Consider the following 22697-nt stretch of genomic DNA (forward strand, 5'->3'; position numbering starts at 1 on the left):
GTGAGCGATGGCCAGGGCCAGACAAGACTTTGCACGCCTTTCGGGAGAAATCTGCGACGAGCGTGCCGCGCGGGTCTGGGTTTGAGGCTCGATCTGCGCGAAGGTGACGCAAAGGGAGGCAAGGATGGCGACTGTCCAGCGGATCGGATCGCTCGACATCGCGCGCGGGCTGATCGTCGCGGTGATGGCGCTGGATCATGTGCGCATTTTCTTTTCGAGCGCGCAGTTTGATCCAGTCGATCTCAGCCAGACGACGCCGGACTGGTTCTTCATGCGGCTGGTGACGCACATCTGCGCGCCAGGATTTTTCTTCATCGCCGGATTTGGCGCAGCACTTTCGGAGCAGAACGGGCAATCGAAGCGCGCGCTCGCGGGGTTCTTGCTGACACGCGGGCTTTGGCTGATGGCGCTTGAGTTCACAGTGATGGGCGTGGCGTGGTCGTTTGGGTTTAACGGCTGGTTTTGGTTCGGGGTAATCTGGAACTTAGGCGCTTCGATGATCGTGCTGGCGGCGCTGATCTTTGCGCCGCGGCTCATCCTGTTGATCGCGGCACTCGCAGCCGTGCTGTTGCAGGAGCAGTGGCTGGCGTTGATCCCGTACCAGGAAGGCTCGATCTGGGCGCTGTTCGCGACCGGCGGCGTTTGGGCTGCGCCGGAGCTTGGACCGAAGTTGGTGCTGTTTCCACTGTTGCCATGGCTGAGCTTAATGGCGATCGGCTACGCGGCGGCCCCGATGCTTATGCGCAATGACAAACCACGTGGCGCGCTGATCATGGCGACGGGTATCATTCTGCTCATTCTCTTTGTAGCGGCGCGCGTGCTCGGACTTGGGGGCGGCGTGGCGCCGGACGACCCGCAACAGGTTCTGGCATTCCTCAATGTCGAGAAGTATCCGCCGTCGCTGCAATTCACATTGCTGACGTTGGGCGCGTTGCTGACATTCTTTGGCGTCGTGGCGACGCTTGAGGCTCACCGGCGGCCGATGCGGATGCTGCATCCGTTGCGCACGTACGGGCGTGTGCCGTTCTTCTTCTACATCCTGCACATTTATCTGATCCACGGCGCGGCGCTGTTGTGCGCGGCGCTGTTTGCGTGGCCGCGCGACCATCTGTTCTGGCCTGGCACGTCCTGGCCGCAGCTGACGCCGCCGGACGGCTACGGCTTCGGCGTACTCGGCATTTACCTGATGTGGATCGCGGTGCTGATCGTGCTCTACGCGCTGTGTCTGTGGTTCGCGGGCGTGAAAGCGCGCCACCGCTGGTGGTGGCTGCGCTACCTCTAGATCACGCGCTCGACGCCGCGGGCGGCTTTCAGCGCGGCGCGGGCGGCCGGCGCGCCTGACACCAAGGTGCGCGCTCTAAGCTCGATCTCGCGGCCGTCTTTCAGCCGGAGCACGAGTCGGAGCGGACGCGCCTCACCCGGATTGGGCTTCGGCAACGCCGTGATGGTTTGCGCCAGGAGTTCGAGCGGCGCACCTTCTTTCAGGACGATACGGAGATCCTCCTGCGTGCGCGCTTCGGCGGCTTCGACCGGCTCGAACGTGTCGGCGGCGAGCTTCATATCACCATCGCGCCAGCGCACGCGGCCACGGAAGACGAACGCCTTACCGACTTCGAGCACATCGCGCGCCTGCTCGACATACTCAGGCATCACCATGCCCTCGAAATCGCCAGTGGGGTCTGACATGGAGACGAACGCCAACGTCCCGCCGGTCATGGCGGGGCGATACTGGATGCGTCGAAGCACGCCACCCATCGGATACGAGCGCGGCTCGGTTTCACCGTCGTCGAGGATGTCGACGTAAGTTTTGTAGCGATCACCTGCGTCAAGGAAGAAATCCGACAGCGGGTGGCCTGAGAGATAGAAGCCGACGCTTTCGCGCTCGGCGTCGAGTGTATCCTGCGCCGACCATGCCGGCGCTTTCGGAAACGCTGGGCGCGCGCTTGGTTCTTCGGCGCCGAACAGGCTGGTTTGCGCGCTGGCGCGCTCTTCGGCGACACGTTGGGCGTAGAGCGAGATCGTTTCGCAAGCCGCCAACGCGCGGGCGCGGTCCGGCTCGATGGTGTCGAATGAGCCAGATTTGGCCAGGTTTTCGAGTTGACGTTTGTTGACCGACTTCGGATCGATGCGCTCGGAGAAATCGTAGAGCGCCTTGAAGGGTCCGTTGGCTTTGCGTTCGGCGACGATAGTCTCCATCGCCGCAAGGCCAACATTGCGCAATGCACCAAGCGCATAGCGTACGGCGACGCTGCCCTCTTCCGTGGGTTGCACGCTGAAATCCGCTTCCGACGCATTGAGGTCCGGCGGCAGCACCGGTGCGCCGATGCGGCGGGCGTCTTGATAGAAACTCGCGAGCTTGTCGGAGTTCGAGATATCGAGGCTCATCGAGGCGGCCACGAAGTCCACCGGGAAGTGCGCTTTGAGATAAGCGGTCTGATACGCGACGACGGCGTAGGCGGCGGCGTGAGACTTGTTGAAGCCGTAGCCGGCGAATTCTTCGACCAGATCGAAGATGTGGGAGGCCAAGTTCTCGTTAACGCCCTTTTCTTTTGCGCCATCGATGAAGCGCGACTTCTGCTTCGCCATTTCGGCGGGCTGTTTCTTACCCATCGCGCGGCGGAGCAAATCGGCTTCGCCCAGGCTATAACCTGAGAGCACCTGCGCGATCTGCATGACTTGTTCTTGGTAGACGATGACGCCGTACGTCTCTTCCAGAATCGGCTGCAGCGTCTCGTGCAGATAGTCCGGCTGCTCGCGGCCGTGCTTCACGTTGGCGAAGCGGTCGATGTTTTGCATCGGGCCCGGGCGATAGAGCGAGATGAGCGCGATGACGTCTTCGAGCGAGGTTGGCTTCACCTTGCGCAGCGTGTCACGCATACCCTGACCTTCGAGCTGGAACACACCGAATGTCATGCCGGAGCGCATCAGTTCATAGGTAGCTTCGTCGTCGTAGCCGGTGGCGTCGAGATCGATCTCGACGCCGCGTGCGCGGATCGACTTCACTGCGCGATCGATAACGGTGAGCGTCTTCAGGCCGAGGAAGTCGAACTTCACGAGCCCCGCCGCTTCGACCCACTTCATGTTGAACTGGGTGGCCGGCAAGTAAGCGCGCGGATCGCGGTAGAGCGGGACGAGATCGATCAGCGGCCGATCGCCGATCACGATGCCAGCCGCGTGCGTGGAAGCGTTGCGGTAGAGGCCTTCGAGTTCGAGCGCCGTGTCCGTGAGTTCGCGGATCTCCGGCTCGTTCCGGCGCATCTCCTTGATCTTGTCTTCGGTGTCCAACGCTTGCGCGAGGGTCACCGGGTTCGCCGGGTTGGCCGGGATCAGCTTGGCGAACTTGTCGACCATGTGAAACGGCAGCTGCATCACGCGACCGACGTCGCGCACCACGGCGCGCGCTTGCAGTGTACCGAACGTGATGATGTGAGCGACGCGGTCTTCGCCGTATTTGTTCTTCACGTAGTCGATGACTTCGCCGCGGCGCTCCTGACAAAAGTCGATATCGAAGTCCGGCATCGAAACGCGTTCGGGATTGAGGAAGCGCTCGAACAGCAGACCCCACCGCAGCGGGTCGAGGTCGGTAATTGTCAGCGCCCAGGCGACAACGGAGCCCGCGCCCGAACCGCGGCCCGGGCCAACCGGAATACCTTGCGCCTTCGCCCACTTGATGAAGTCCGAGACGATCAGGAAGTAGCCCGGAAACTGCATCTGCGTAATTACGTTCAACTCGTACGCCAGCCGCTTCTCGTAGTCCTCCATCGGCGCGGCGAGGCGATCGCCGAGTGCTTTCAAGCGCGCCCTAAGGCCGGCCTCCGCCTGTGCCTTCAATTCCGCCGGTTCGTCGCGACCGCGCTTGGTGTCGAAGCGCGGCAGGATTGGTGCGCGCTTTTCGACACGGACGGAACAACGGCGCGCGATCTCGGACGTGTTCTCGATCGCTTCGGGCAGATCGGAGAACAGCTCCGTCATCTCCTTGGCGGATTTGAAATAGTGGTCCGGCGTAACGCGCGGGCGATCCTCTTCGCCGAGGTACGATGAATTGGCGATGCACATCAGAGCATCGTGCGATTTGTGGCGCTTGCGTTCGCTGAAGCGGATGTCGTTGGCAGCGACGATCGGCAGGCCGTGCTTGTAAGCGAGGTCAATCAGCGCGCCTTCGGTGTCGGCCTCGATGCGTTCGCCGTGGCGATGAAGTTCGACGTAGAGCCGATTGCCGAATACGCCGGCGAGTTGCTTCAGCGCGGCTTCGGCGATGTCGGTCTTGCCTTCGGCCAGCAGCGGCGCGAAGGCGCCATCGCCGCCGCCAGTGAGCGCGATCAAGCCTTCGGCGTGTTCGAGCACGCTCGTGAACGGCACGTGCGCGTCTTCGTTACCGGCGGTGTCGAGAAAAGCGGCGCTGGAGAGGCGCATCAGGTTGGCGTAACCGGCGTTGGTTTGCGCGTAGAGTGCGAGCACACCGGCAATGCCGCCCTCGCCTTTCACGTCAAGCGCGAGGCCAACGATGGGCTGGATGCCGGCTTCGGCCGCGGCTTCGGAAAATTCGAGAGCGCCGAACAGATTGTTGGAATCCGCCAGACCAAGCGCCGGCATTTCGTGCTTGGCCGCAAGCTTGACCAGGTCCTTCACCTGCACCGCGCTTTGCAGCAGCGAGTAAGCCGAACGGGCGCGGAGGTGGATGAAGGGCTGGGTCATGATTCGGCCCGCCTAATATAGGCGCTGGTGGGCCGAAACGCGCCGCCGGAACAGCTTACTTCTTTTGCACCAGATGGCCGTGATCCACGGACATCACGCGATCCATGTACTTCGCCAGCTCAAGGTTGTGAGTAGCGATCAAGGCCGCTGCGCCCTCGTTGCGGACCAGATCGCTGAGCGCGGCGAACACCACCGTCGAGGTATCGGGATCGAGGTTGCCGGTCGGCTCGTCTGCCAGGATCAGCACAGGGTTGTTGATCATGGCGCGCGCGATGGCGACACGTTGCTGTTCGCCGCCCGAAAGCTGCGCTGGCTGGTGACGCAGCCGATGCCCCAGATTCAACACACCGAGCAAACGTTCGGCCTCCGCCAACGCTTCACGCCGTGGCCGCCCAGCGATCAGCGCGGGCAACGCCACGTTATGAATTGCGTCGAATTCCGGCAGTAGGTGATGGAACTGGTACACGAAACCGATGCGGTTGCGGCGGATACCGGTGCGTTGTTCGTCGTTCGCACTCCAGCCGGAATGGCCTTCGATCAAGACATCGCCGCCACTCGGGCGTTCCAACATGCCGGCGGCGTGCAGCAAGGATGACTTGCCCGAACCAGAGGGTCCGATCAGGCCAACGATCTCGCCGGGCATGATGTGCAAATCGACCTTGTCGAGCACGACGAGTTCGTCTTCGCCGGACTGGTAGCGGCGTGAGAGATCCTTGAGCGTCAGGACGGGCGCGACGTTACTCATAGCGCAGCGCCTCCACTGGATCGAAGCGCGACGCCCACCAAGACGTCACGAGGGTCGCCGCGAAAGTGATGGCGATGGTGAAGAAGGAGACGATCACCACCTCGCTCCACTCAATGCGCGCTGGCAGCGTCTCGAGTGAATAGACTGTGCCTGGAAAAATATCGAAGCCGAACACCGTCGAGAGGAAGTTCTGGATCGGCTCGATGAAAATGCAGAAGCCAATGCCGAACAGAAGACCCAGCGAAAGCCCGATCACACCGAGGCTCGCGCTGGCCATGAAGAAGACACGCATGATCGCGCCTTTCGTGGCGCCCATAGTGCGCAGGATGGCGATGTCGCGGCTCTTGTTTTTCACCAACATGATAAGACCGGTGACAATGTTGAGCGCGGCAAGACCGACGACGAACATCAGGATGAGCCGCATCACGTTGCGTTCAACCACGAGCGCGTCGGAAAGCCCCTGGCTCTTGGCGCGCCAATCGTAGATCGTCACGTCCGGCCCGAGCCGATCGCGCAGATCCATCATCACGGCGAGCGTTCGGTCGGGGTCGCGAATGCGGAGTTCGAGTTCGTCGGCGCCATCGCCGCGGCTGAACAGGATCTGCGCCTGCTCCAACGGCATGTACACCAACGCGGAATCGAACTCCGCCATGCCGACGCTGAATACACCGCCGATCAGGAACGATTTCCGCCGCGGCGTGAGGCCAAACGGGGTTGCGGCGCCTTGCGGCGACAGAATTGAGATCGCCATGCCCTCGGCGACGCCCAGTGATGCGGCCAAACGATCGCCGACCAGGATGGTAGGCGACTCGATGCCCTCAAAGCCGTCGAACCCGCCGCCGGGGCGAATACTGTTGGCCACGATGGGTAAGCTTTGCAGCTCGGCGCGCGGAATGCCCCGGACGATGACGCCAGACGCCATGCCGTCGGATGTGGCAAGTCCCTGCGCGTTGATGATCGGCGTAACGTGCAGCACTTCCGGCGATTGTTGCGCCAGCTGCGCCAGGCGTTGGATCTCGGTGCCGGGGATATTCTGTACGTTGATGTAAACGTGCCCGTTAACGCCGAGAATCCGCGAGAGCAGCGTCTCGCGGAAACCATTCATCACCGACATCGTCACGATCAGCACGAAAACGCCGAGCGTGATTGCAAGCACGGAGATGACAGAAATCAGCGCCACGCCGCCATGCTGGCGCTTGGCGCGGAGGTAGCGGCCGGCGAGCATGCGCTCGAACAGACCGAACGGTTTTGCATTTCCAGCCGTCATCAATAGGCCCGCGCAATCAGGATTTCTTCGACGGCAGGCGCGCCGGTGAAGATGCATGTGCCATACGACGCAGGCTGCGCGCTGGGCGCGTTGCGGATGCTCAGCTTCAACGCCTTCAAACGCGTACCCACCTCTTCCAGCGCAGCGCCGGTCGGGCGCGACCAGTGTACGCGCGCCCAGCCCTTGAACTCGCCGCTTTCGTCGTCGGTTCCATAGTACCGCTCGAGGTCGGCGAAGGTGTTGAAACCATCGCGGATATTGGACTGGAGCCGCGTCTTGGCTTCGTCGAACATTTCCTTCTGTGCCGTTTCCAATAAGCCCGTCGCCTGCGCAATGAAATCGGCGCGCGGCAGCGTGTGCGACTTGATCTTCTCGCCTTCGCGCAGTGCGTTACGCTTGATGAAGGTGACTTGGCCGTTGGCGGCGTCGCGCGGGCCGATTTCGCAGATCAGCGGCGCGCCGCGGCGCACCCAGTCCCAGCGTTTGTCGGCGGGACGGGCGTCCTTGATATCGACATGCGCGCGCAGTGGCCAGCCAAACGCGAAGAGCTTGTTCAGTTCCGCGACGATCTCGTGGCAGTACGCTTTCAGCTCTTCGTCTTCCGGCTTTCCGCGCAGCATCGGGACGATGACGATCTGGCGTGGCGCGGCAGCGGGCGGCGTGCGCATGCCGTCGTCGTCGCCGTGCACCATGATCGCCGCGCCGATCATGCGCGTGGTCATGCCCCAGGACGTGGTGTGAGCGTGCGAGATGCCGCCATCTTTGTCTTGGTAAGTGATGTTCTGCGCCTTGGCGAAATTGGTGCCGAGATAGTGCGAGGTCGACGCTTGCAGCGCCTTGCCGTCCTGCATCATGGCTTCAAGCGAATAGGTGTTGACGGCGCCGGGAAAGCGCTCGTTCTCGGGCTTCTCACCGGGGATGACCGGGATGGCGAGGAAATCTTCGGCCACCTGCCGATAGATTTCGAGCGCGAGCGCCGTCTCGGCGCGCGCGTCTGCTTCATCGGCATGAGCGGTGTGGCCTTCCTGCCAAAGGAATTCGGCGGTGCGCAGGAAGAGACGCGTACGCATCTCCCAGCGCATGATGTTGCACCACTGGTTCAGCTTCAGCGGCAAATCGCGATACGATTTGATCCATCGGCTGAACGCGTCGCCGATGATCGTCTCCGACGTGGGGCGAATGATCAGCGGTTCGGAAAGCTCGGCCTCGGGATCGGGCTTCAGCTCGCCATCGATAGACTTCAGGCGATGGTGCGTGACGACCGCCATTTCCTTGGCGAAGCCTTCGACATGCTCGGCTTCCTTGGCGAAGAACGAGAGCGGGATCAGCAGCGGGAAATAATAATTCTCGTGCCCGGTCTCTTTGATCTTGCGGTCGAGTTCGCCCTGGATGCGCTCCCAAAAGCCCATCCCCCACGCCTTGATGATCATGCACCCGCGCGTCGGCGACAGTTCCGCCATATCCGCCTCGCGAACCACGGCTTGGTACCATTCGGGAAAATCTTCGGCGCGCGTGACCTTAAGCGCATGCATGGGGAGGGGTTGTCCTGTCTCTACCGTACGGCCCGCCTGGATAGACTGAGCCGGGACGCCCCGCAACGCGGCCTAATGCGGCCGCATGCCCACCAGATCGACCGAAATGGCCCAGGCCACGAAGAGCCACAGAACCGCCGCGATTCCGGTCGCGATCAGCGCCTTGAGCCGGAGGTTGTGCACCTTGGGCGCGCCATGCTCAGCGCCGGGGACGTATTGCTCGCCCGCCTCATGGGCGCTCTGCGCGCCCATTGGCAGCATGGTGAAAAACGCAAGCCACCACAGGATCACGAAGATCGCGATACCCAGGAAGAGGTTCATCCGTGCGCGGCCTTCGGCATTTCCATCAGCTCGATGAGCACGCCGTTGGAATCTTTCGGGTGCACGAAGATGATCGGCGTGCCGTGGGCGCCGATGCGCGGCTCGTTCAACACCTTGGCGCCGCGCACCACCATGTCGTCGCGCGCCGCATAAATATCCGCGACCTCAAAACAGACGTGGTGCTGGCCGCCCTTTGGATTCTTCTCAAGGAAATTGTTGATCGGGCTATCGGCGCCGAGCGGCTCGATCAATTCGATCTGGCTGTTGGCGAGGTTGACGAAGGCGAATTTCACACCTTGCGCAGGTAGTTCCTTCGTCTCTGTGATCGCGTCGGCCGGCACGCCGTAGAGATCGCGATAGGTCGCTTTCGCGTCCTCAATGGACGGCACAGCGATACCGACATGATTCAAACGGCCGATCATGGCCCTACTCCCAAATATCCCGCGTCAGCACTCTAGATGCGCAATACCGTCACGTCGACAAGCGGACGCTTGCGCCACAGCTTTTCCGCCGCCTTGCGCACCGCGCGGACGAGCACCTGCTCCACCGCTTCGTCGTCTTCGCGTTCCTGGTGCTTTAGGCGCTGGAACGCAGCTTTTGCGGTGTCTTCCAGCTCCTCGAGCGCGATCTCGAAGTCCTCGTCATCGTCCATGGTGAGCCCGCGGACAGTGACGCTGGGGCCGGCGACGATGCCGCCTTTTGCGTTAACCGCCAGCGACACATTGACCGCGCCTTCAGCGCCGAGGCGGCGGCGGTCTTTCAGTGCTTCATCTTCGGCCTCGATGATGGTTGAGCCATCGACGTAGAGCCGGCCTGATGGGACTTCGTCGATGAGCGTCGCCGGGCCGGGCGCGAGGCGAATGAGATCGCCGTTGCTGGGCGCAATCGCCTCCGGGATCTGCAGTTCTAGCGCCAGTTTCACGTGTTCGCGGATGTGACGTTTTTCGCCGTGCACAGGCACCGCGATGCGCGGGCGCGCCCACGCGTACATCTGCTTCAGTTCATCGCGCGCCGGGTGGCCGGAGACGTGGATGAAGTGATCGTCGGCGGTGATGAGTTCGACGCCGCGTTCGAGGAAGGCATTCTGCATGTCGTGGATGGCGGCTTCGTTGCCGGGAATGACGCGGGACGAGAAAATCACGGTATCGCCTTGGCGCAGCGAGACATTGCGATGCTCGCCGCGTGCAATGCGCGACAGCGCAGCGCGGGCTTCGCCTTGGCTGCCGGTGCAGAGGAAGAGAACGTTTTCGTCCGGCAGCGTGCCGGCTTCCTCTTCGTCGATGGTCAACGGTGCATCAGCCAACATGCCCACGCTCTTCGCCGCGGCGACGATGCGGTGCATGGAGCGCCCAACGAGGCACGGCGTGCGTCCCGCCGCCTTCGCCGCGAGAAGTGCAGTTTCCACGCGCGCGACATTGGAGGCAAACGCTGTGACGGCGACCCGGCCCTTCTGCTGCTTAATCACTTCGGTGAGCTTTACGCGCACCTCGGCTTCGGAGCCGGCGGTGCCTTCGACGAAAACGTTGGTGCTGTCGCACACCATCGCCAGCACGCCTTCGTCGGCCATTTGGCGGAGCTTGGCTTCGTCGGTTGTCTCACCGATCAGCGGATCGGGATCGATCTTCCAATCGCCGGTGTGCCAGATCAGGCCGAGCGGCGTCCGAATGGCGAGGCCGTTTGGCTCCGGGATCGAGTGCGTGAGTGTAACGAAATCGATCTCGAACGGACCAAGCGTGAGCTGGCCTTTGAGCGGGATTTCAGTGAGCGGCACTTTTTCCAGCAGACCACGTTCGCGCAACTTTTCGCGCACCAGCGCGGCGGTAAACGGCGTAGCGTAAACCGGCGCTTTGAGGCGCGGCCAAAGCCAGCCGAGCGCGCCGATGTGGTCTTCGTGCGCGTGCGTCAGCACGATGCCGATGATGTCGTCGCGGACGCCTTCGAGGTAGGACGGATCCGGCAGGATAAGTTCGATGCCGGGCGTTGAGTCTTCGCGGCCGAAGGTGACGCCGATGTCGACGATGATCCATTTGCGCGCATCCGGCGGGCCGTAGCCGTACGCGTTCAAATTCATGCCGATTTCGCCGGACCCGCCGAGCGGGAGAAACACCAGTTCGTCGTCAGCCTTCGGCTTAATCAAAACGTGCCGCCATTCCGCTTAAAGATTTCCAGAAGGCCGCGGGAGGTGAGGTCCTGGTCGAAGTGATCGATCGACGGGAACGCGCCTTCGAAGATCGAGGCGACGCCGCCGGTGGCGATCGTGATCATCGGCTTGCCGTACTCCGCTTTGATGCGGTTGCAGAGCCCTTCGATCATGTCGATCGAGCCGAAATAGATGCCGGATTGCATGGCGCTGACGGTATCCTTGCCGATTACGCGGCCGGGATCGCGGATCTCAACCCGAGGCAAGCGCGCGGCTGCATCGTGCAACGCCTGCAGCGACAGATTGATCCCCGGCAGGATGATGCCGCCTTCGAAGGCGCCGTCGGCGGCAACGATATCAAACGTGGTGGCGGTGCCGCTGTCGATAACGATGGCGGGGCCGCCGTATTCGATGAAGGCGCCGACGGCGTTCACGAGGCGATCGGCGCCGGCTTCGTTGGGCTTATCGATCCGCACTTCGATACCGAGCTTCAGGCCATCTTCTCCGACCACCATGGGTTCGGCGCCGATGTAGCGGCGGGATAAATTGCGCAGATTGAACAGCGCCTGCGGCACCACGGTTGAGATAATGCAGGCTTTGACGTCGCTAAAGGTCAGGCCGCTGAGCACCATGATCTGGTTCAGCCACGGCGCGTACTCGTCGGCAGTACGGCTTGTGTCGGTGGAGGAGCGCCATTGCGCGCGCCAGCTCTTGCCATCGTGGATGGCGAACTTGGTGTTGGTGTTGCCGACGTCGATGGCGAGAAGCATGGGTTAGGCCACGTTGGGTAAGAAAACATCGCCGGCGGTGATAAGGCGCCGGCCCGTGACTGTATCGAGTTCAAGCTCTCCGCGCGAGGACAGACCCGCGATGCGGCCCTCCAGAGTCTGATCGCCCTGCACTACGCGCGCTCGCTGGCCCAAGCCGTGAGCGCGCTTGAGCCAGGCTTGGCGCAACGGCTCGAAACCGTCGCGGTCCATACGCGCAGCGTACGCTTCCAGTTTCGGGCGCAGGCTGGCGAGGAAGTCGAGCGGTTCTGGCGCGATTGCGTCCGGCGGCAGCAAAGCACGGAGGCTTGTCGTGCGCTGGTCCGGAATTTCAGGCGCGACAGCGAGATTCACGCCGAATGCGAGTGCCGCCCAGAGGCCGCCTTCACCTAAAGAACCGGAGTCCAGCATGATGCCCGACGCTTTGGCGCCGCCGATCAACACATCGTTTGGCCATTTGAGCGACGCTTGGCCCGGACCAATCACTTCATCGATCGTCTCGACGATGGCGAGGCCAGTGGCGAAGCTCAGCAGCGCGATCTCGGCCGGTGGGCGCTTGGTGGCGAAGAGGTACGTCGCCATCAGGTTGCCGTCGAGCGAGGCCCAAGTGCGGCCGCGGCGGCCTCGTCCTGCTGTCTGCGAGCGCGCGATCAGCCAGACTGGGCCAAGTTCGTTGCGTTCGGCGCGGCGACGCGCCTCCAGTATGGTGGAGTCGATTTCGTCGAACGTTTCGACAGGCGCTTGGCCGTCGATCATCGCGCGCGCTTTCTCAATAGCTCATCCGCACCGCGGCTTCGGCCCAAGTCTGCAGCGCGCCAAGCGCCAACACCAGGACGGGGAAGCTGAGCGCTGCGGCAGCCGTCGCAGTCAGCGCGATCACCGGCCCGTAGCCTTGCAACGGCGCTGCTGCGGGCGCGCTGAACCAGATCGAGGCGAGCAGCCGAAGGTAGTACGCGGCGGCCACAACGGCGGCGATGGCGCCGACGATGGCCAGCCCGACCAAACCGGCGTCGATCGCGGCGATGAAGACCAGCAGTTTGCCGATAAAGCCGGCGAATGGCGGAATGCCGGCGACGGAGAACAGCAGCATCGTGAACAGCGCCGCCATCCACGGCCGCGTCTGCGCGAGGCCGGCGAGATCGCCCACGGTCTCGACCGCCTCACCGTCGCGGCGCATGGCGAGGATGAGCGCGAAGATGCCGATGGTCGCGGGCAGATAGAGCGCGAGATAAATGAGCGAAGCCACCGGGCCGCTCTGCTCTCCGCTTGAGAGTCCCATGAGCACGAAGCCCATGTTGGCGATCGAAGAATACGCCATCAGCCGCTTCAGGTTCGTTTGCAATAGCGCGCCAATCGAACCCCAAGCCATGGAGATCGCCGAGAGGGCGGCCACGACTTGCTGCCACTGGCCGTCGAGGCCGGCGAACGGCTCGTAGAGGAGGCGCGCCATCAGCGCGACGGCGGCGACCTTCGGCGCAGCGGCGAAGAACGCCGTCACTGGCGTTGGCGCGCCTTCGTAGACGTCGGGCGTCCACATATGGAACGGCGCCGCGCTCATCTTGAAGCCGAGTGCGCACAGCATCAGCACGAGACCGAACATGAGGCCGAGGCCCCCCGCCCCTTCGCCGACGGCCGAAGCGATGGCGTCGAAACGGATCGAGCCGGTGAAGCCGTACACGAACGACGAGCCGAACAGCAGCAGGCCGGACGAGATCGCGCTGAGCACGAAATACTTGAGGCCGGCTTCCGAAGAGCGCGCGTCGTCGCGACGCCAGGCGGCGAGCACGTACGCTGCGAGCGATTGCAGTTCGACGCCAACATAGAGCGTGATCAAGTCTTGCGCCGAGACCATGACGAACATGCCGAGCACGGCGAGAACGATCATGATCGGGTATTCGAAGCGTTGTTCCTTGGTGCGCACAAAATGATCAGCGCCGAGCGCGAGCGTCGCCGCGGCCGAGAACGCGATCAGCGCCTTGGCGAAGACGCCGACGCCATCGACGACCATGGCGCCTTGCAGGATTTCGACCGGCGCCGCCGGCGCAAATGCGATGGCGAGGCCAGCGGCGGTGAGCAGCGCTAACACGCCCAGCACCGACAGCGCGACGAAGGATCGATCCTTGAACCACGCGCCCAGAATCACCGCGATCAACGCAAAACCAGCCAGCAGCAACTCAGGCCGGGCCAACGGCAAGCTATTGGTCAGGTCCACCATGGGCGAGTTCATGGCGTGGCTCCGAGATAGGCCGACGAGATGGCCTCAGCGGAGACACTGGTGAAATCGAGCACGTAAGCGGGCGCTAGACCCATGATGAGCGTGGCGATAACGAGCGGGATGAACGTGATCCACTCGCGCGCGTCGAGATCGGTGATGCCGTCGAGCTTTGGGTTCTCGATCACGCCGAACGCGACCTTACGGTAGAGCGTCAGCGCGTATGCCGCCGAGAAGATGACGCCGAGCGCTGCGCCCGCTGCGACCCAGGCGTTGATCTGGAAGGCGCCGACCATGGTGAGAATTTCACCGGGAAATCCGCTCGTGCCCGGCAAGCCGACATTGCCCATGGTGAACAGCATGAACACCGCGGCGTAAACCGGCATGCGGTTCACGAGACCTCCATAGAAAGCGATCTCGCGCGTGTGCATGCGATCATAAACGACGCCGACGCAAAGGAAGAGCGCGCCGGAGATGACGCCGTGCGACAGCATCTGGAAGATGGCGCCCTGGATGCCCTGCACGTTGCCGGCGAAGATGCCCATGGTGACGAAGCCCATGTGTGCGACCGATGAGTACGCAATCAGCTTCTTCATATCGACCTGACGGAAGGCGACCAACGAGGCGTAGACGATGGCTATGACGCTCAGGATGAACACCAGCGGCGTGAAGAAGTGTGACGCATCCGGGAACATCGGCAGCGAGAAACGCAGAAAACCGTACCCGCCCATCTTCAGCAGGATCGCTGCCAGCACCACAGACGCCGCTGTCGGCGCCTCGACGTGCGCGTCCGGCAGCCAGGTGTGCACCGGCCACATAGGCATCTTCACGGCGAACGACGCGAAGAACGCGAGCCAGAGCCAGATCTGCAAGTCGGGATCGAAGCCGGTGGTCTGCGCGTATTCGGTTAGGCGCTCGATATTACTGGTGCCAGCGATGGCGATGATGACGACGATCGCGACCAGCATCAAAAGCGAACCGAGCAGCGTATAGAGGAAGAACTTGAACGCGGCGTAGACGCGCCGCTCGCCGCCCCACACCCCGATCAGGATGAACATCGGGATCAGGCCGCCTTCGAAGAACAGGTAGAACAGGATGATGTCCTGCGCGCAGAAGACGCCGACCATCAGCGTCTCGAGCAGCAGGAACAGCACCATGTAGGAGCTGACCTGTTTTTCGATGTGCCAGCTGGCGAGAATGCAGAGCGGCGTCAGGAACGTCGTCAGCAGCACCAGCGACATGGCGAGCTGATCGACACCCATGGCGTAGCTGGCGCCAAACGCCCAAGGGATCTCTTCTTTGAGCTGATAGCCTGGCGCATCCCAGTCGAACGCGGCGAAGGCAAACAGCGAGACGAAGAAGGTGGCGATGGTGACGATCAGCGTCAGCACGCGCACAGCGCTGTCGTAACCGGGGTTGTGGCCCTGTTGCGACGCGCGCGACAGCAGGATCAGCAGCGCACCCGCCGCCGGAAAGAACGTGGTGACGGAGAGCAGCGGCCAGCTCGCGAACATCTCGCTCATCGCCCGTCCCCGATGCCGGCGAAGATCGCGTAGGCGCCGAACGCGACCGCCGCGATCAGCATGATGAAGCTGTAGTGATAGACAAAGCCGCTCTGCACCTTCTTGAGGCCGCGCGAGACGACACGCGACGTCGTCGCGACGCCATCGGGGCCGAGACCGTCGATGATTTTCTGATCACCGACTTTCCAGAACAGATCGCCGATGGCGCGCGAGCCTTTGACGAAGATGAAGTCGTAGAGTTCGTCGAAGTACCACTTGTTGTAGAGGAACGCCCATACCGGGCCCCGCGCCATGGCTTTGGCGGCGCCGGTGTTGAAGAGATAGAAGACGACGGCGAGAAGGAAGCCGGTGACGGTGACGGTGAGCGGCGCCCAGATCACCCAGGCTGGGAAGTCGTGCTCGCCATGCGTGAGCGGCACCGCGTGGTCCCAGAACGCTTCGGCGTGCTCGCCAAGGAAGTACGGCGCGAACAGGAAGCCTGCGGCGATCGCGCCAGCCGCCAGCACCATGAGCGGCACGAGCATGACCCACGGCGATTCATGCGCGGGCGCTGAGCGGTCCGCCGGTTTGGCGTGCGCGTCGTCGTGGCCGAGGCCGTGATCATCATGCGCGGCGTGCGCGTGATCGTCGTGATGGGCGTTTGGGTTGCCGCGATACATGCCTTCGAAGATCATGAAGGCGAGGCGCCAGGAATAGAAGCTCGTGAGCAAAGCCGCCGTAACGCCGCACCAGAACGCGAACTGGCCGCCGATGCCGTGGCTGCCGTAGGCGGCTTCGATGATGGCGTCCTTGGAATAGAAACCGGCGAAGCCGCCCAAGCCAGGAATGCCGAACCCAATCAGCGCCAGCGTGCCGATCGTCATCAGCGCCCAGGTGATCGGCATCGATTTGCGGACGCCGCCCATGTAACGCATGTCCTGCTCATGATGGAGGCCCGTGATCACGGAGCCTGCGCCGAGGAACAGGAGCGCCTTGAAGAAGGCGTGCGTGAACAAGTGAAACATCGCCGCGTTGTAGGCGCCGACGCCCGCGGCGAAGAACATGTAGCCAAGCTGCGAACAGGTTGAGTACGCGACGACGCGCTTGATGTCGTTCTGCGCGAGGCCGACTGTGGCGGCGAACAGCGCCGTGGTGGCGCCAACCACAGTGACGAAACCGCTCGCCAACGGCGCCAGGTGATAAAGCTCACCGCAACGGCTCACCATGAACACGCCGGCGGTGACCATGGTCGCGGCGTGGATCAGCGCCGAGACCGGCGTCGGGCCTTCCATGGCGTCCGGCAACCAGACATGCAGGAAGAACTGCGCGCTTTTGCCCATCGCGCCGATGAAGAGCAGCACGCAAATGACTTCGACGGCGCGGAACTGCACGGCGCCGACGCCGAGCATCAAGTCTGGATTGGCGGCGGCGGCGTGGAAAACTTCATTGAACTGGATCGAGCCGTAGCAAAAGAACGCGGCCATGACGCCGAGGGCGAAGCCGAAATCGCCGACGCGGTTGGTGATGAAGGCCTTGATGGCGGCGTCGTTGGCGCTGCGTTTATGGAACCAGAAGCCGATCAGCAGGTAGGAGGCGACGCCCACGCCTTCCCAGCCGAAGAAGAGTTGCAGGAAGTCGTTTGCCGTCACCAGCGCAAGCATCGAGAAGGTGAAGAACGACAGGTAGGAGAAGAACCGCGCCTTGTGGGGATCTTCCGCCATGTAGCCGATCGAATAAACGTGAACCAGGAAGCTGACCGTGTTGACGACGACCAGCATCACCGCCGACAGCGCATCAATGCGGACGCTCCAGGTCGACGTGAAGCCTCCGACGTCAATGAACGTGAAAAGTTCGATCAGCCGCGCGTGGCCCTCGCCCCAGACGAAGTCGGCAAAGATCGGCAGCGACAGCGCGAGCGACAGGCCGACCGAACCAGTCGTCACGGCCATGGCGATCTTGTCGCCAATGTAGCGTTGCAACAGCCCCGCGAACGCGGCCGCGAACAAGGGGCCGAGGACGATCAGGACTTCGGGTGAAAACTGCACGCCTAGCCCCGCATCTGGTTGATGTCTTCGACGGCGATGTTGCCGCGATTGCGGAAGTACGTAACCAGGATCGCCAGTCCCACAGCAGCCTCGGCGGCGGCGACTGTGAGCACCATCATCGCAAAAATCTGGCCTTCGAGGTTCTGCAGGTACGCCGAGAATGCGACTAGGTTGATGTTCACCGCGAGCAGGATGAGCTCGATCGACATCAGGATAATGATGACGTTCTTGGCATTGGCGAAAATGCCGAAGGCGCCGATCGTGAACAGGGCGGCGGCGACAATCAGATAGTGGAAGAGCGTGATTTCCATCAGCCGAGTCCCTGCCCCGGACGAATGTCTTTGAGTTCGACGCCCTCGGAGCGCTTACGCCCAACTTGTGCGTGAATGTCCTGCTTCCTGACGCCGGGCCGATGGCGCAGCGTCAGCACGATGGCGCCGATCATGGCGACCAAAAGCACGAGCCCGGCGAGTTGAAAGACGAGCAGATAGTCGGTGTAAAGCACCTGACCGATGGCTTCGGCGTTGGTGACTGCACCCGGCTGCGCGGGCGTCAACGCGATTGGGGCGCCGTCAGCGGTGATCGCAGCGCCCGCCACCAGACCGAGTTCGATCATGAGCGCGATGGCAATCAAGGCGCCGACAGGCATGTAGCTCAGGAAGCCGCGCTTCAGTTCGGTGAAGTCAACGTCGAGCATCATGACGACGAAGAGGAAGAGCACCGCTACTGCGCCGACATAAACGACGACCAACAGCATCGCCAAAAACTCGGCGCCGAGCAGAACGAACAGACCTGCCGCAGTGAAGAACGTCAGGATCAGGAACAGCACCGAGTGCACAGGATTGTGCGCGGAAATGACCGCGAACGCGGACATCACCGCGACCGCGGACAGCGCGTAGAAGGCGATTGCCGCCAGCATCCGTTACGCCCTCCCAATCCGATTGCGCGGGGCTCTTCTGAACCGGCGCGATGAGACAAACGCGGCCTATCTGTAGGGCGCGTCCAGTTCTAAATTCTTCGCGATCTCGCGTTCCCAGCGGTCGCCGTTCGCGAGCAGACGTTCTTTGTCGTAGTACAATTCTTCGCGCGTCTCGGTGGCGAACTCGAAGTTCGGGCCTTCGACGATGGCGTCGACCGGGCACGCTTCCTGGCAATAGCCGCAATAGATGCACTTCACCATGTCGATGTCGTAGCGCGTGGTGCGGCGGCTCCCGTCTTCGCGCGGTTCGGCTTCGATGGTGATGGCTTGCGCCGGGCAGATAGCTTCGCAGAGCTTGCAGGCGATGCAGCGCTCTTCGCCATTGGCGTAGCGGCGGAGCGCATGTTCACCGCGAAAGCGCGGGCTCAGCGGACCCTTCTCGAACGGGTAGTTGATCGTCGCCTTGCGCTTAAAGAAATACTTCATGCCGAGGTAAAAACCCCCGATCATGTCGAGCATCAGGGCGCCTTTGGCGGCTTGGAGGATGCGTGACATCAGAGCGTTCTCATCGGAATGCACACCGGTAGGTGCGATAGGCGAAGCCGTCGAAGCCGGTTTGTTGGCTGACGTAGCCCGCCGCGCCGTTGGAGCAATGGCTGTTGGCCTTGGCGTCCACTTCGGCTTGGGTTTGCACCGCCGCGTCGTAGCGCACGTCGAAGGTGTCGCCCTCGCGCTCGACGATCTGCGGAAGCTGCGTGGCGCAGGCTGCGAGTGCAACAAGCGCGGTGAGAGCGAGGCGGCGCATCACCCACCCGCCACGGTGCTGCTCGCGGCGGGCGCGAGGAAGGTCACGTAATAGCCCATGGCGACGACGGCGACGAGCGAGGTCGGCAGGAAGATTTTCCAGCCGAGACGCATGAGCTGATCGTAGCGGTAGCGCGGCACGATCGCCTTCACCATCGCGAACAGGAAGAACATGAACCAAAGCTTGGCGTAGAAGATCACGAAGCCGATCACGCCAACGCCGACCCAGCTAAAGAACGGGCCCACGACCGGCCACATCAGCATGCTTTCTACCGGCCCCCAAGGTGGATGCCAGCCGCCGAGGAACAGGATCGACGTCATCGCGCACATCAGTACGATGTTGAGGTATTCACCGATCATGAAAAGGAGATACGGCGTCGAGCTGTACTCGACTTGATAGCCAGCGACGAGTTCGGACTCGGCTTCAGGCAGATCGAATGGCGGCCGGTTGGTCTCGGCAAGCGCCGAGATGAAGAACATCCCCATCATGGCGAGCATGGTGACGCCGACGAGAATGTTGTTCGGGAATTCGTTGAAGTTGAAGATGCGGAAGCCGGTCCACATCCAGATGCCGTCGCGCTGACTTTCGACGATTGTGGTGAGGTTAAGCGAACCGACCAACAGCAGCACGGTGATGATGATGAAGCCGATCGAGACTTCGTAGCTCACCATCTGCGCCGCCGAGCGCAGACCGCCGAGGAACGGATATTTCGAGTTCGAAGCCCAGCCGCCCATGATGATGCCGTAGACACCGAGCGAGCTGATCGCGAACAGGTAGAGGATGCCCACGTTTAGATCGGCGATCACGACATCCGGCGCCCACGGGATCGCGGCCCAGCCCACGAAAGCGAGCACGAACGTGATGAGCGGCGCCAGGATGAACACGGTTTTGTTCGCGCCGGCCGGGATGACGATTTCCTTGAACACGAACTTGAAGAAGTCGGCGAAGGATTGGAGCAAGCCGAACGGCCCGACGACGTTGGGACCCTTGCGCAGCTGCACTGCCGCCCAAACCTTGCGGTCGAACAGCAACAGGAACGCGAGCGACAGCAGCAGCAGGATCATGATGAGCAAGACCTGCCCGGTCTTCATGAGCGCCCACTCGACCTCAACCGGCCAGTTCACGAACCACGTATAGTTGGCGTCCGGGTTCATTCCGCCGCCACCTTTGCGCCAGCGCCGGCGCGCAAACGCGAGCACTCGGCCATCGTCTTGGACGCGCGCGCGATCGGGTTGGTGAGATAGAAATCGGTCACCGGGCTGCGGAACGGCTCGTTCGAGACTTGGCCGTCGATGCCAATCTTGGTGGCGTCGAAGCTGGCAGCATCAGCGGCGCCTGGCGCGTAGTCGACTTGGCCGAAGCTCGGATGATCCGCGATCATCTTGGCGCGGAGCGCGGTGATCGAGTCGTACGGCAGCGTCTTGCCGAGTGAGGCAGACAGCGCCCGGATGATGGCCCAATCGTCTTTGGCTTCGCCCTTCGGGAACGTGGCGCGGCGCCCGTATTGGACGCGGCCTTCGGTGTTCACCCAAGTCGCGTCTTTTTCGGTGTAGGCGGCGCCCGGCAGAATGATGTCGGCGCGGTGCGCGCCGGCGTCGCCGTGGGTGCCGATGTAGATCACCGTGCCGGCCTTCGGCAGCGCGACTTCGTCAACGCCAAGCAGCAGCAGCGTATCCATGCCGCCCGCGAGCATTTCGCTGGCGCTCTTGCCGCCCTGCCCCGGCAGGAAGCCGAGATCGAGACCGCCGACACGTGAAGCCGCCGTGTGCAGAACATTGAACGCGCCGGCTTTGCCGAGGCTAGCAGCGAGTTTGCCCGCCGCACGCAACACCGCACCGCCGTCCTTACGCGCGAGCGCGCCAGCGCCGACGATGATCATCGGCTTTTGCGCGTTCTTCAGTACGTCTCCGAATTTGCCGAGATCGCTCAGCGACTGCGGGCCGGCGCCGAGGTGCTGGTACTTGTAGCTGAGATCAACAGCCTCGCCGACGACGCCAATGTCAGCGCCGCGTAGCCACGCCTTGCGCAGACGCGCGTTCAGCACCGGCGCTTCGAGGCGCGGGTTCGTGCCGATGAGCAAGATCGCATCGGCTTGATCGATGCCGGCGATGGTTGAGTTGAAGATGTACGACGAACGCTCGCCACCAACTTGCGCGCCATCGGCGCGGCAATCCGTGTTCGGCGAACCGAGCGCACGGAACAGGTCCAGCGTCGCCTTCATGCTTTCCGCGCAAGCGAGATCGCCGGCGATGGCGCCGATCTTCTTGGCGTCGCCGGAGAGCGCTTTTGCCGTCGCTTCCAGAGCCTCGGACCAGGAGGCCGGACGCAGCTGACCGTTCTCGCGAATATACGGACGATCGAGCCGTTGGCGACTTAGGCCATCCTCGGCGTAGCGCGTCTTATCCGAGATCCACTCTTCGTTGATCTCTTCGTTCAAACGCGGCAGGACGCGGAGCACAGCGTCGCCGCGCGCATCGACACGGATATTGGCGCCGAGCGCGTCCATCACGTCGATGGTCTCGGTCTTCGTCAGCTCCCAGGGGCGGGCGTTGAAGGCGTAGGGCTTCGAGGTCAGCGCGCCGACGGGGCAAAGATCGATCACGTTGGCCGAAAGCTCGCTGGTGAGCGCCGCTTCCAGGTACGTGGTGATTTCCATGTCTTCGCCGCGGCCGGTGGCGCCAAGCTCGGAAACGCCAGCGACCTCGGTAACGAAACGGATGCAGCGCGTGCATTGGATGCAGCGCGTCATCACGGTCTTCACCAGCGGACCCATGAATTTCTCTTCGACCGCGCGCTTGTTCTCATCGAAGCGCGAGCCGCCGCGACCGTAGGCCACCGACTGGTCTTGCAGGTCGCACTCGCCGCCCTGATCGCAGATCGGGCAGTCCAGCGGGTGATTGATGAGCAGGAACTCCATCACGCCGTTGCGTGCGCGCTTCACGGCGGCGCTCTTGGTGACGAGTTCGTTGAGCTTGTCGTCGCGCGGCGGCGGCAGGTCTTTCACTTGCTGCGCGCACGATGCGATCGGTTTCGGCCCAGACTTGCCGCCAACCTTCACTTCGATCAGGCACATGCGGCAATTGCCGGCGACGCTGAGCCGCTCGTGATAACAAAAGCGCGGAATCTCTGCGCCGGCGGCTTCGCACGCCTGCAGCAAAGTGAGCTCTGGAGGAACGTCGACTTCAACGCCGTCGACGAGAATTTTCGTCATAGAGTCAGACCGCTTTCGCGGACGCGAATGGACGATTTATTGCGTCGCCGCAAGTGGGCGAAAGAGCCGCTACGGCGGCGGGTTAGATGAGAACTATTCGCAAGAATTGGTAGTGGTCAAAGGCGCTCGACGCGGTAGTCGATTGAACCGTAACCGCAATTTGAGCCCTTCAACCTAACTATCTGATATTCTGTGTCTTCTGCCGAAACAGCTGGTGCCTGCGGGGCGCGGACTCAGACTTTGGTCAGAGCGCCCTCACCCACCACCGTGATCCATTCGCGCACGCGCCAAGTGGTGACGACGCCTTCGCTCACATACGGATCGGCGCGCGCGAAATCCTCGGCGACTTGCGCGGTCTCGGTTTTGAACAACAGCAAGCCAAACGGCGGATCGTCGCTTGGCACGGCACCGCCAAGCTGCAGTTCGTCACGCGCGACGGAGGCCCGCGCAAGTTCGAGGTGCGCGGGGCGGACGGCGGCGCGCTTTTCGACGTAGTCGGGCGCGTAGGTGTAGAGGAGGAGGAAGTGTTTCATTGC

The 22697-nt window shown here is 62.6% G+C and carries 20 protein-coding genes; 1 reads left to right on the top strand and 19 read right to left on the bottom strand.

The annotated features are described in order from the left end of the window. Positions 1 to 124 precede the first annotated feature (124 nt). On the top strand, positions 125 to 1282 hold the full coding sequence (locus DSM104635_RS10190; protein ID WP_158766097.1) for an acetyltransferase domain-containing protein: 1158 nt from the start codon (positions 125 to 127) through the stop codon (positions 1280 to 1282). Here DSM104635_RS10190 and dnaE read toward each other — a convergent pair. The 19 genes from dnaE to DSM104635_RS10285 all read right to left on the bottom strand — a co-directional run bounded on the left by dnaE (position 1279) and on the right by DSM104635_RS10285 (position 22694). Then, the gene (gene dnaE, locus DSM104635_RS10195) at positions 1279 to 4695 is read right to left on the bottom strand and encodes a DNA polymerase III subunit alpha (RefSeq protein WP_158766098.1); all 3417 of its coding nucleotides are present in this window, start codon (positions 4693 to 4695) and stop codon (positions 1279 to 1281) included. The genes DSM104635_RS10190 and dnaE overlap by 4 nt on opposite strands. 55 nt (positions 4696 to 4750) lie before the next feature. Further along, positions 4751 to 5440, bottom strand: a complete 690-nt coding sequence (locus DSM104635_RS10200) for an ABC transporter ATP-binding protein (RefSeq protein ID WP_158766099.1) — start codon at positions 5438 to 5440, stop codon at positions 4751 to 4753. Further along, complete coding sequence (locus DSM104635_RS10205; RefSeq protein ID WP_158766100.1) at positions 5433 to 6707, bottom strand: lipoprotein-releasing ABC transporter permease subunit; 1275 nt, start codon at positions 6705 to 6707, stop codon at positions 5433 to 5435. The genes DSM104635_RS10200 and DSM104635_RS10205 overlap by 8 nt, the downstream gene beginning before the upstream one ends. After that, positions 6707 to 8239, bottom strand: coding sequence for an aminoacyl--tRNA ligase-related protein (locus tag DSM104635_RS10210; RefSeq protein WP_158766101.1), 1533 nt, complete (start codon positions 8237 to 8239; stop codon positions 6707 to 6709). Before DSM104635_RS10210 ends, DSM104635_RS10205 begins: the two co-directional genes overlap by 1 nt. A 72-nt stretch (positions 8240 to 8311) precedes the next feature. Beyond that, the gene (locus DSM104635_RS10215; protein WP_158766102.1) at positions 8312 to 8560 is read right to left on the bottom strand and encodes a DUF1467 family protein; all 249 of its coding nucleotides are present in this window, start codon (positions 8558 to 8560) and stop codon (positions 8312 to 8314) included. Beyond that, the gene (gene mce / locus DSM104635_RS10220) at positions 8557 to 8982 is read right to left on the bottom strand and encodes a methylmalonyl-CoA epimerase (protein WP_158766103.1); all 426 of its coding nucleotides are present in this window, start codon (positions 8980 to 8982) and stop codon (positions 8557 to 8559) included. Before mce ends, DSM104635_RS10215 begins: the two co-directional genes overlap by 4 nt. Positions 8983 to 9014: 32 nt before the next feature. Further along, positions 9015 to 10694: a ribonuclease J gene (locus DSM104635_RS10225; protein ID WP_158768062.1), complete on the bottom strand. Its 1680-nt coding sequence runs from the start codon at positions 10692 to 10694 to the stop codon at positions 9015 to 9017. Further along, entirely contained in the window at positions 10694 to 11470 is a 777-nt protein-coding gene (locus tag DSM104635_RS10230; RefSeq protein ID WP_158766104.1) for a type III pantothenate kinase, read from the bottom strand. The genes DSM104635_RS10225 and DSM104635_RS10230 overlap by 1 nt, the downstream gene beginning before the upstream one ends. 3 nt (positions 11471 to 11473) lie before the next feature. Continuing rightward, positions 11474 to 12223: a biotin--[acetyl-CoA-carboxylase] ligase gene (locus DSM104635_RS10235; protein WP_158766105.1), complete on the bottom strand. Its 750-nt coding sequence runs from the start codon at positions 12221 to 12223 to the stop codon at positions 11474 to 11476. A gap of 13 nt (positions 12224 to 12236) precedes the next feature. Further along, positions 12237 to 13694, bottom strand: coding sequence for an NADH-quinone oxidoreductase subunit NuoN (gene nuoN, locus DSM104635_RS10240; protein ID WP_228445648.1), 1458 nt, complete (start codon positions 13692 to 13694; stop codon positions 12237 to 12239). Further along, on the bottom strand, positions 13691 to 15202 hold the full coding sequence (locus tag DSM104635_RS10245; RefSeq protein ID WP_228445649.1) for an NADH-quinone oxidoreductase subunit M: 1512 nt from the start codon (positions 15200 to 15202) through the stop codon (positions 13691 to 13693). The genes nuoN and DSM104635_RS10245 overlap by 4 nt, the downstream gene beginning before the upstream one ends. After that, a complete protein-coding gene (nuoL, locus tag DSM104635_RS10250) occupies positions 15199 to 17226 on the bottom strand; it encodes an NADH-quinone oxidoreductase subunit L (RefSeq protein ID WP_158766106.1) in 2028 nt (675 codons plus the stop codon). Before nuoL ends, DSM104635_RS10245 begins: the two co-directional genes overlap by 4 nt. Positions 17227 to 17228: 2 nt before the next feature. Next, positions 17229 to 17537: an NADH-quinone oxidoreductase subunit NuoK gene (gene nuoK, locus DSM104635_RS10255; protein ID WP_158766107.1), complete on the bottom strand. Its 309-nt coding sequence runs from the start codon at positions 17535 to 17537 to the stop codon at positions 17229 to 17231. Continuing rightward, positions 17537 to 18145 (bottom strand): NADH-quinone oxidoreductase subunit J, encoded by a 609-nt coding sequence (locus DSM104635_RS10260; RefSeq protein WP_158766108.1) that lies wholly within the window; start codon positions 18143 to 18145, stop codon positions 17537 to 17539. Before DSM104635_RS10260 ends, nuoK begins: the two co-directional genes overlap by 1 nt. Before the next feature lie 66 nt (positions 18146 to 18211). After that, positions 18212 to 18703 (bottom strand): NADH-quinone oxidoreductase subunit NuoI, encoded by a 492-nt coding sequence (gene nuoI / locus DSM104635_RS10265; RefSeq protein WP_228446047.1) that lies wholly within the window; start codon positions 18701 to 18703, stop codon positions 18212 to 18214. Between the two features lie 7 nt (positions 18704 to 18710). Then, positions 18711 to 18950 (bottom strand): hypothetical protein, encoded by a 240-nt coding sequence (locus DSM104635_RS10270; protein WP_158766110.1) that lies wholly within the window; start codon positions 18948 to 18950, stop codon positions 18711 to 18713. After that, complete coding sequence (gene nuoH, locus DSM104635_RS10275; RefSeq protein ID WP_158766111.1) at positions 18950 to 20104, bottom strand: NADH-quinone oxidoreductase subunit NuoH; 1155 nt, start codon at positions 20102 to 20104, stop codon at positions 18950 to 18952. Before nuoH ends, DSM104635_RS10270 begins: the two co-directional genes overlap by 1 nt. Continuing rightward, positions 20101 to 22161, bottom strand: a complete 2061-nt coding sequence (nuoG, locus tag DSM104635_RS10280; RefSeq protein WP_158766112.1) for an NADH-quinone oxidoreductase subunit NuoG — start codon at positions 22159 to 22161, stop codon at positions 20101 to 20103. The genes nuoH and nuoG overlap by 4 nt, the downstream gene beginning before the upstream one ends. A 233-nt stretch (positions 22162 to 22394) precedes the next feature. Continuing rightward, entirely contained in the window at positions 22395 to 22694 is a 300-nt protein-coding gene (locus DSM104635_RS10285) for a YciI-like protein (RefSeq protein ID WP_158766113.1), read from the bottom strand. Positions 22695 to 22697 lie beyond the last annotated feature (3 nt).

The organism is Terricaulis silvestris, from assembly GCF_009792355.1.
In the GTDB taxonomy this organism is placed as follows: Bacteria; Pseudomonadota; Alphaproteobacteria; order Caulobacterales; family Aquidulcibacteraceae; genus Vitreimonas; species Vitreimonas silvestris.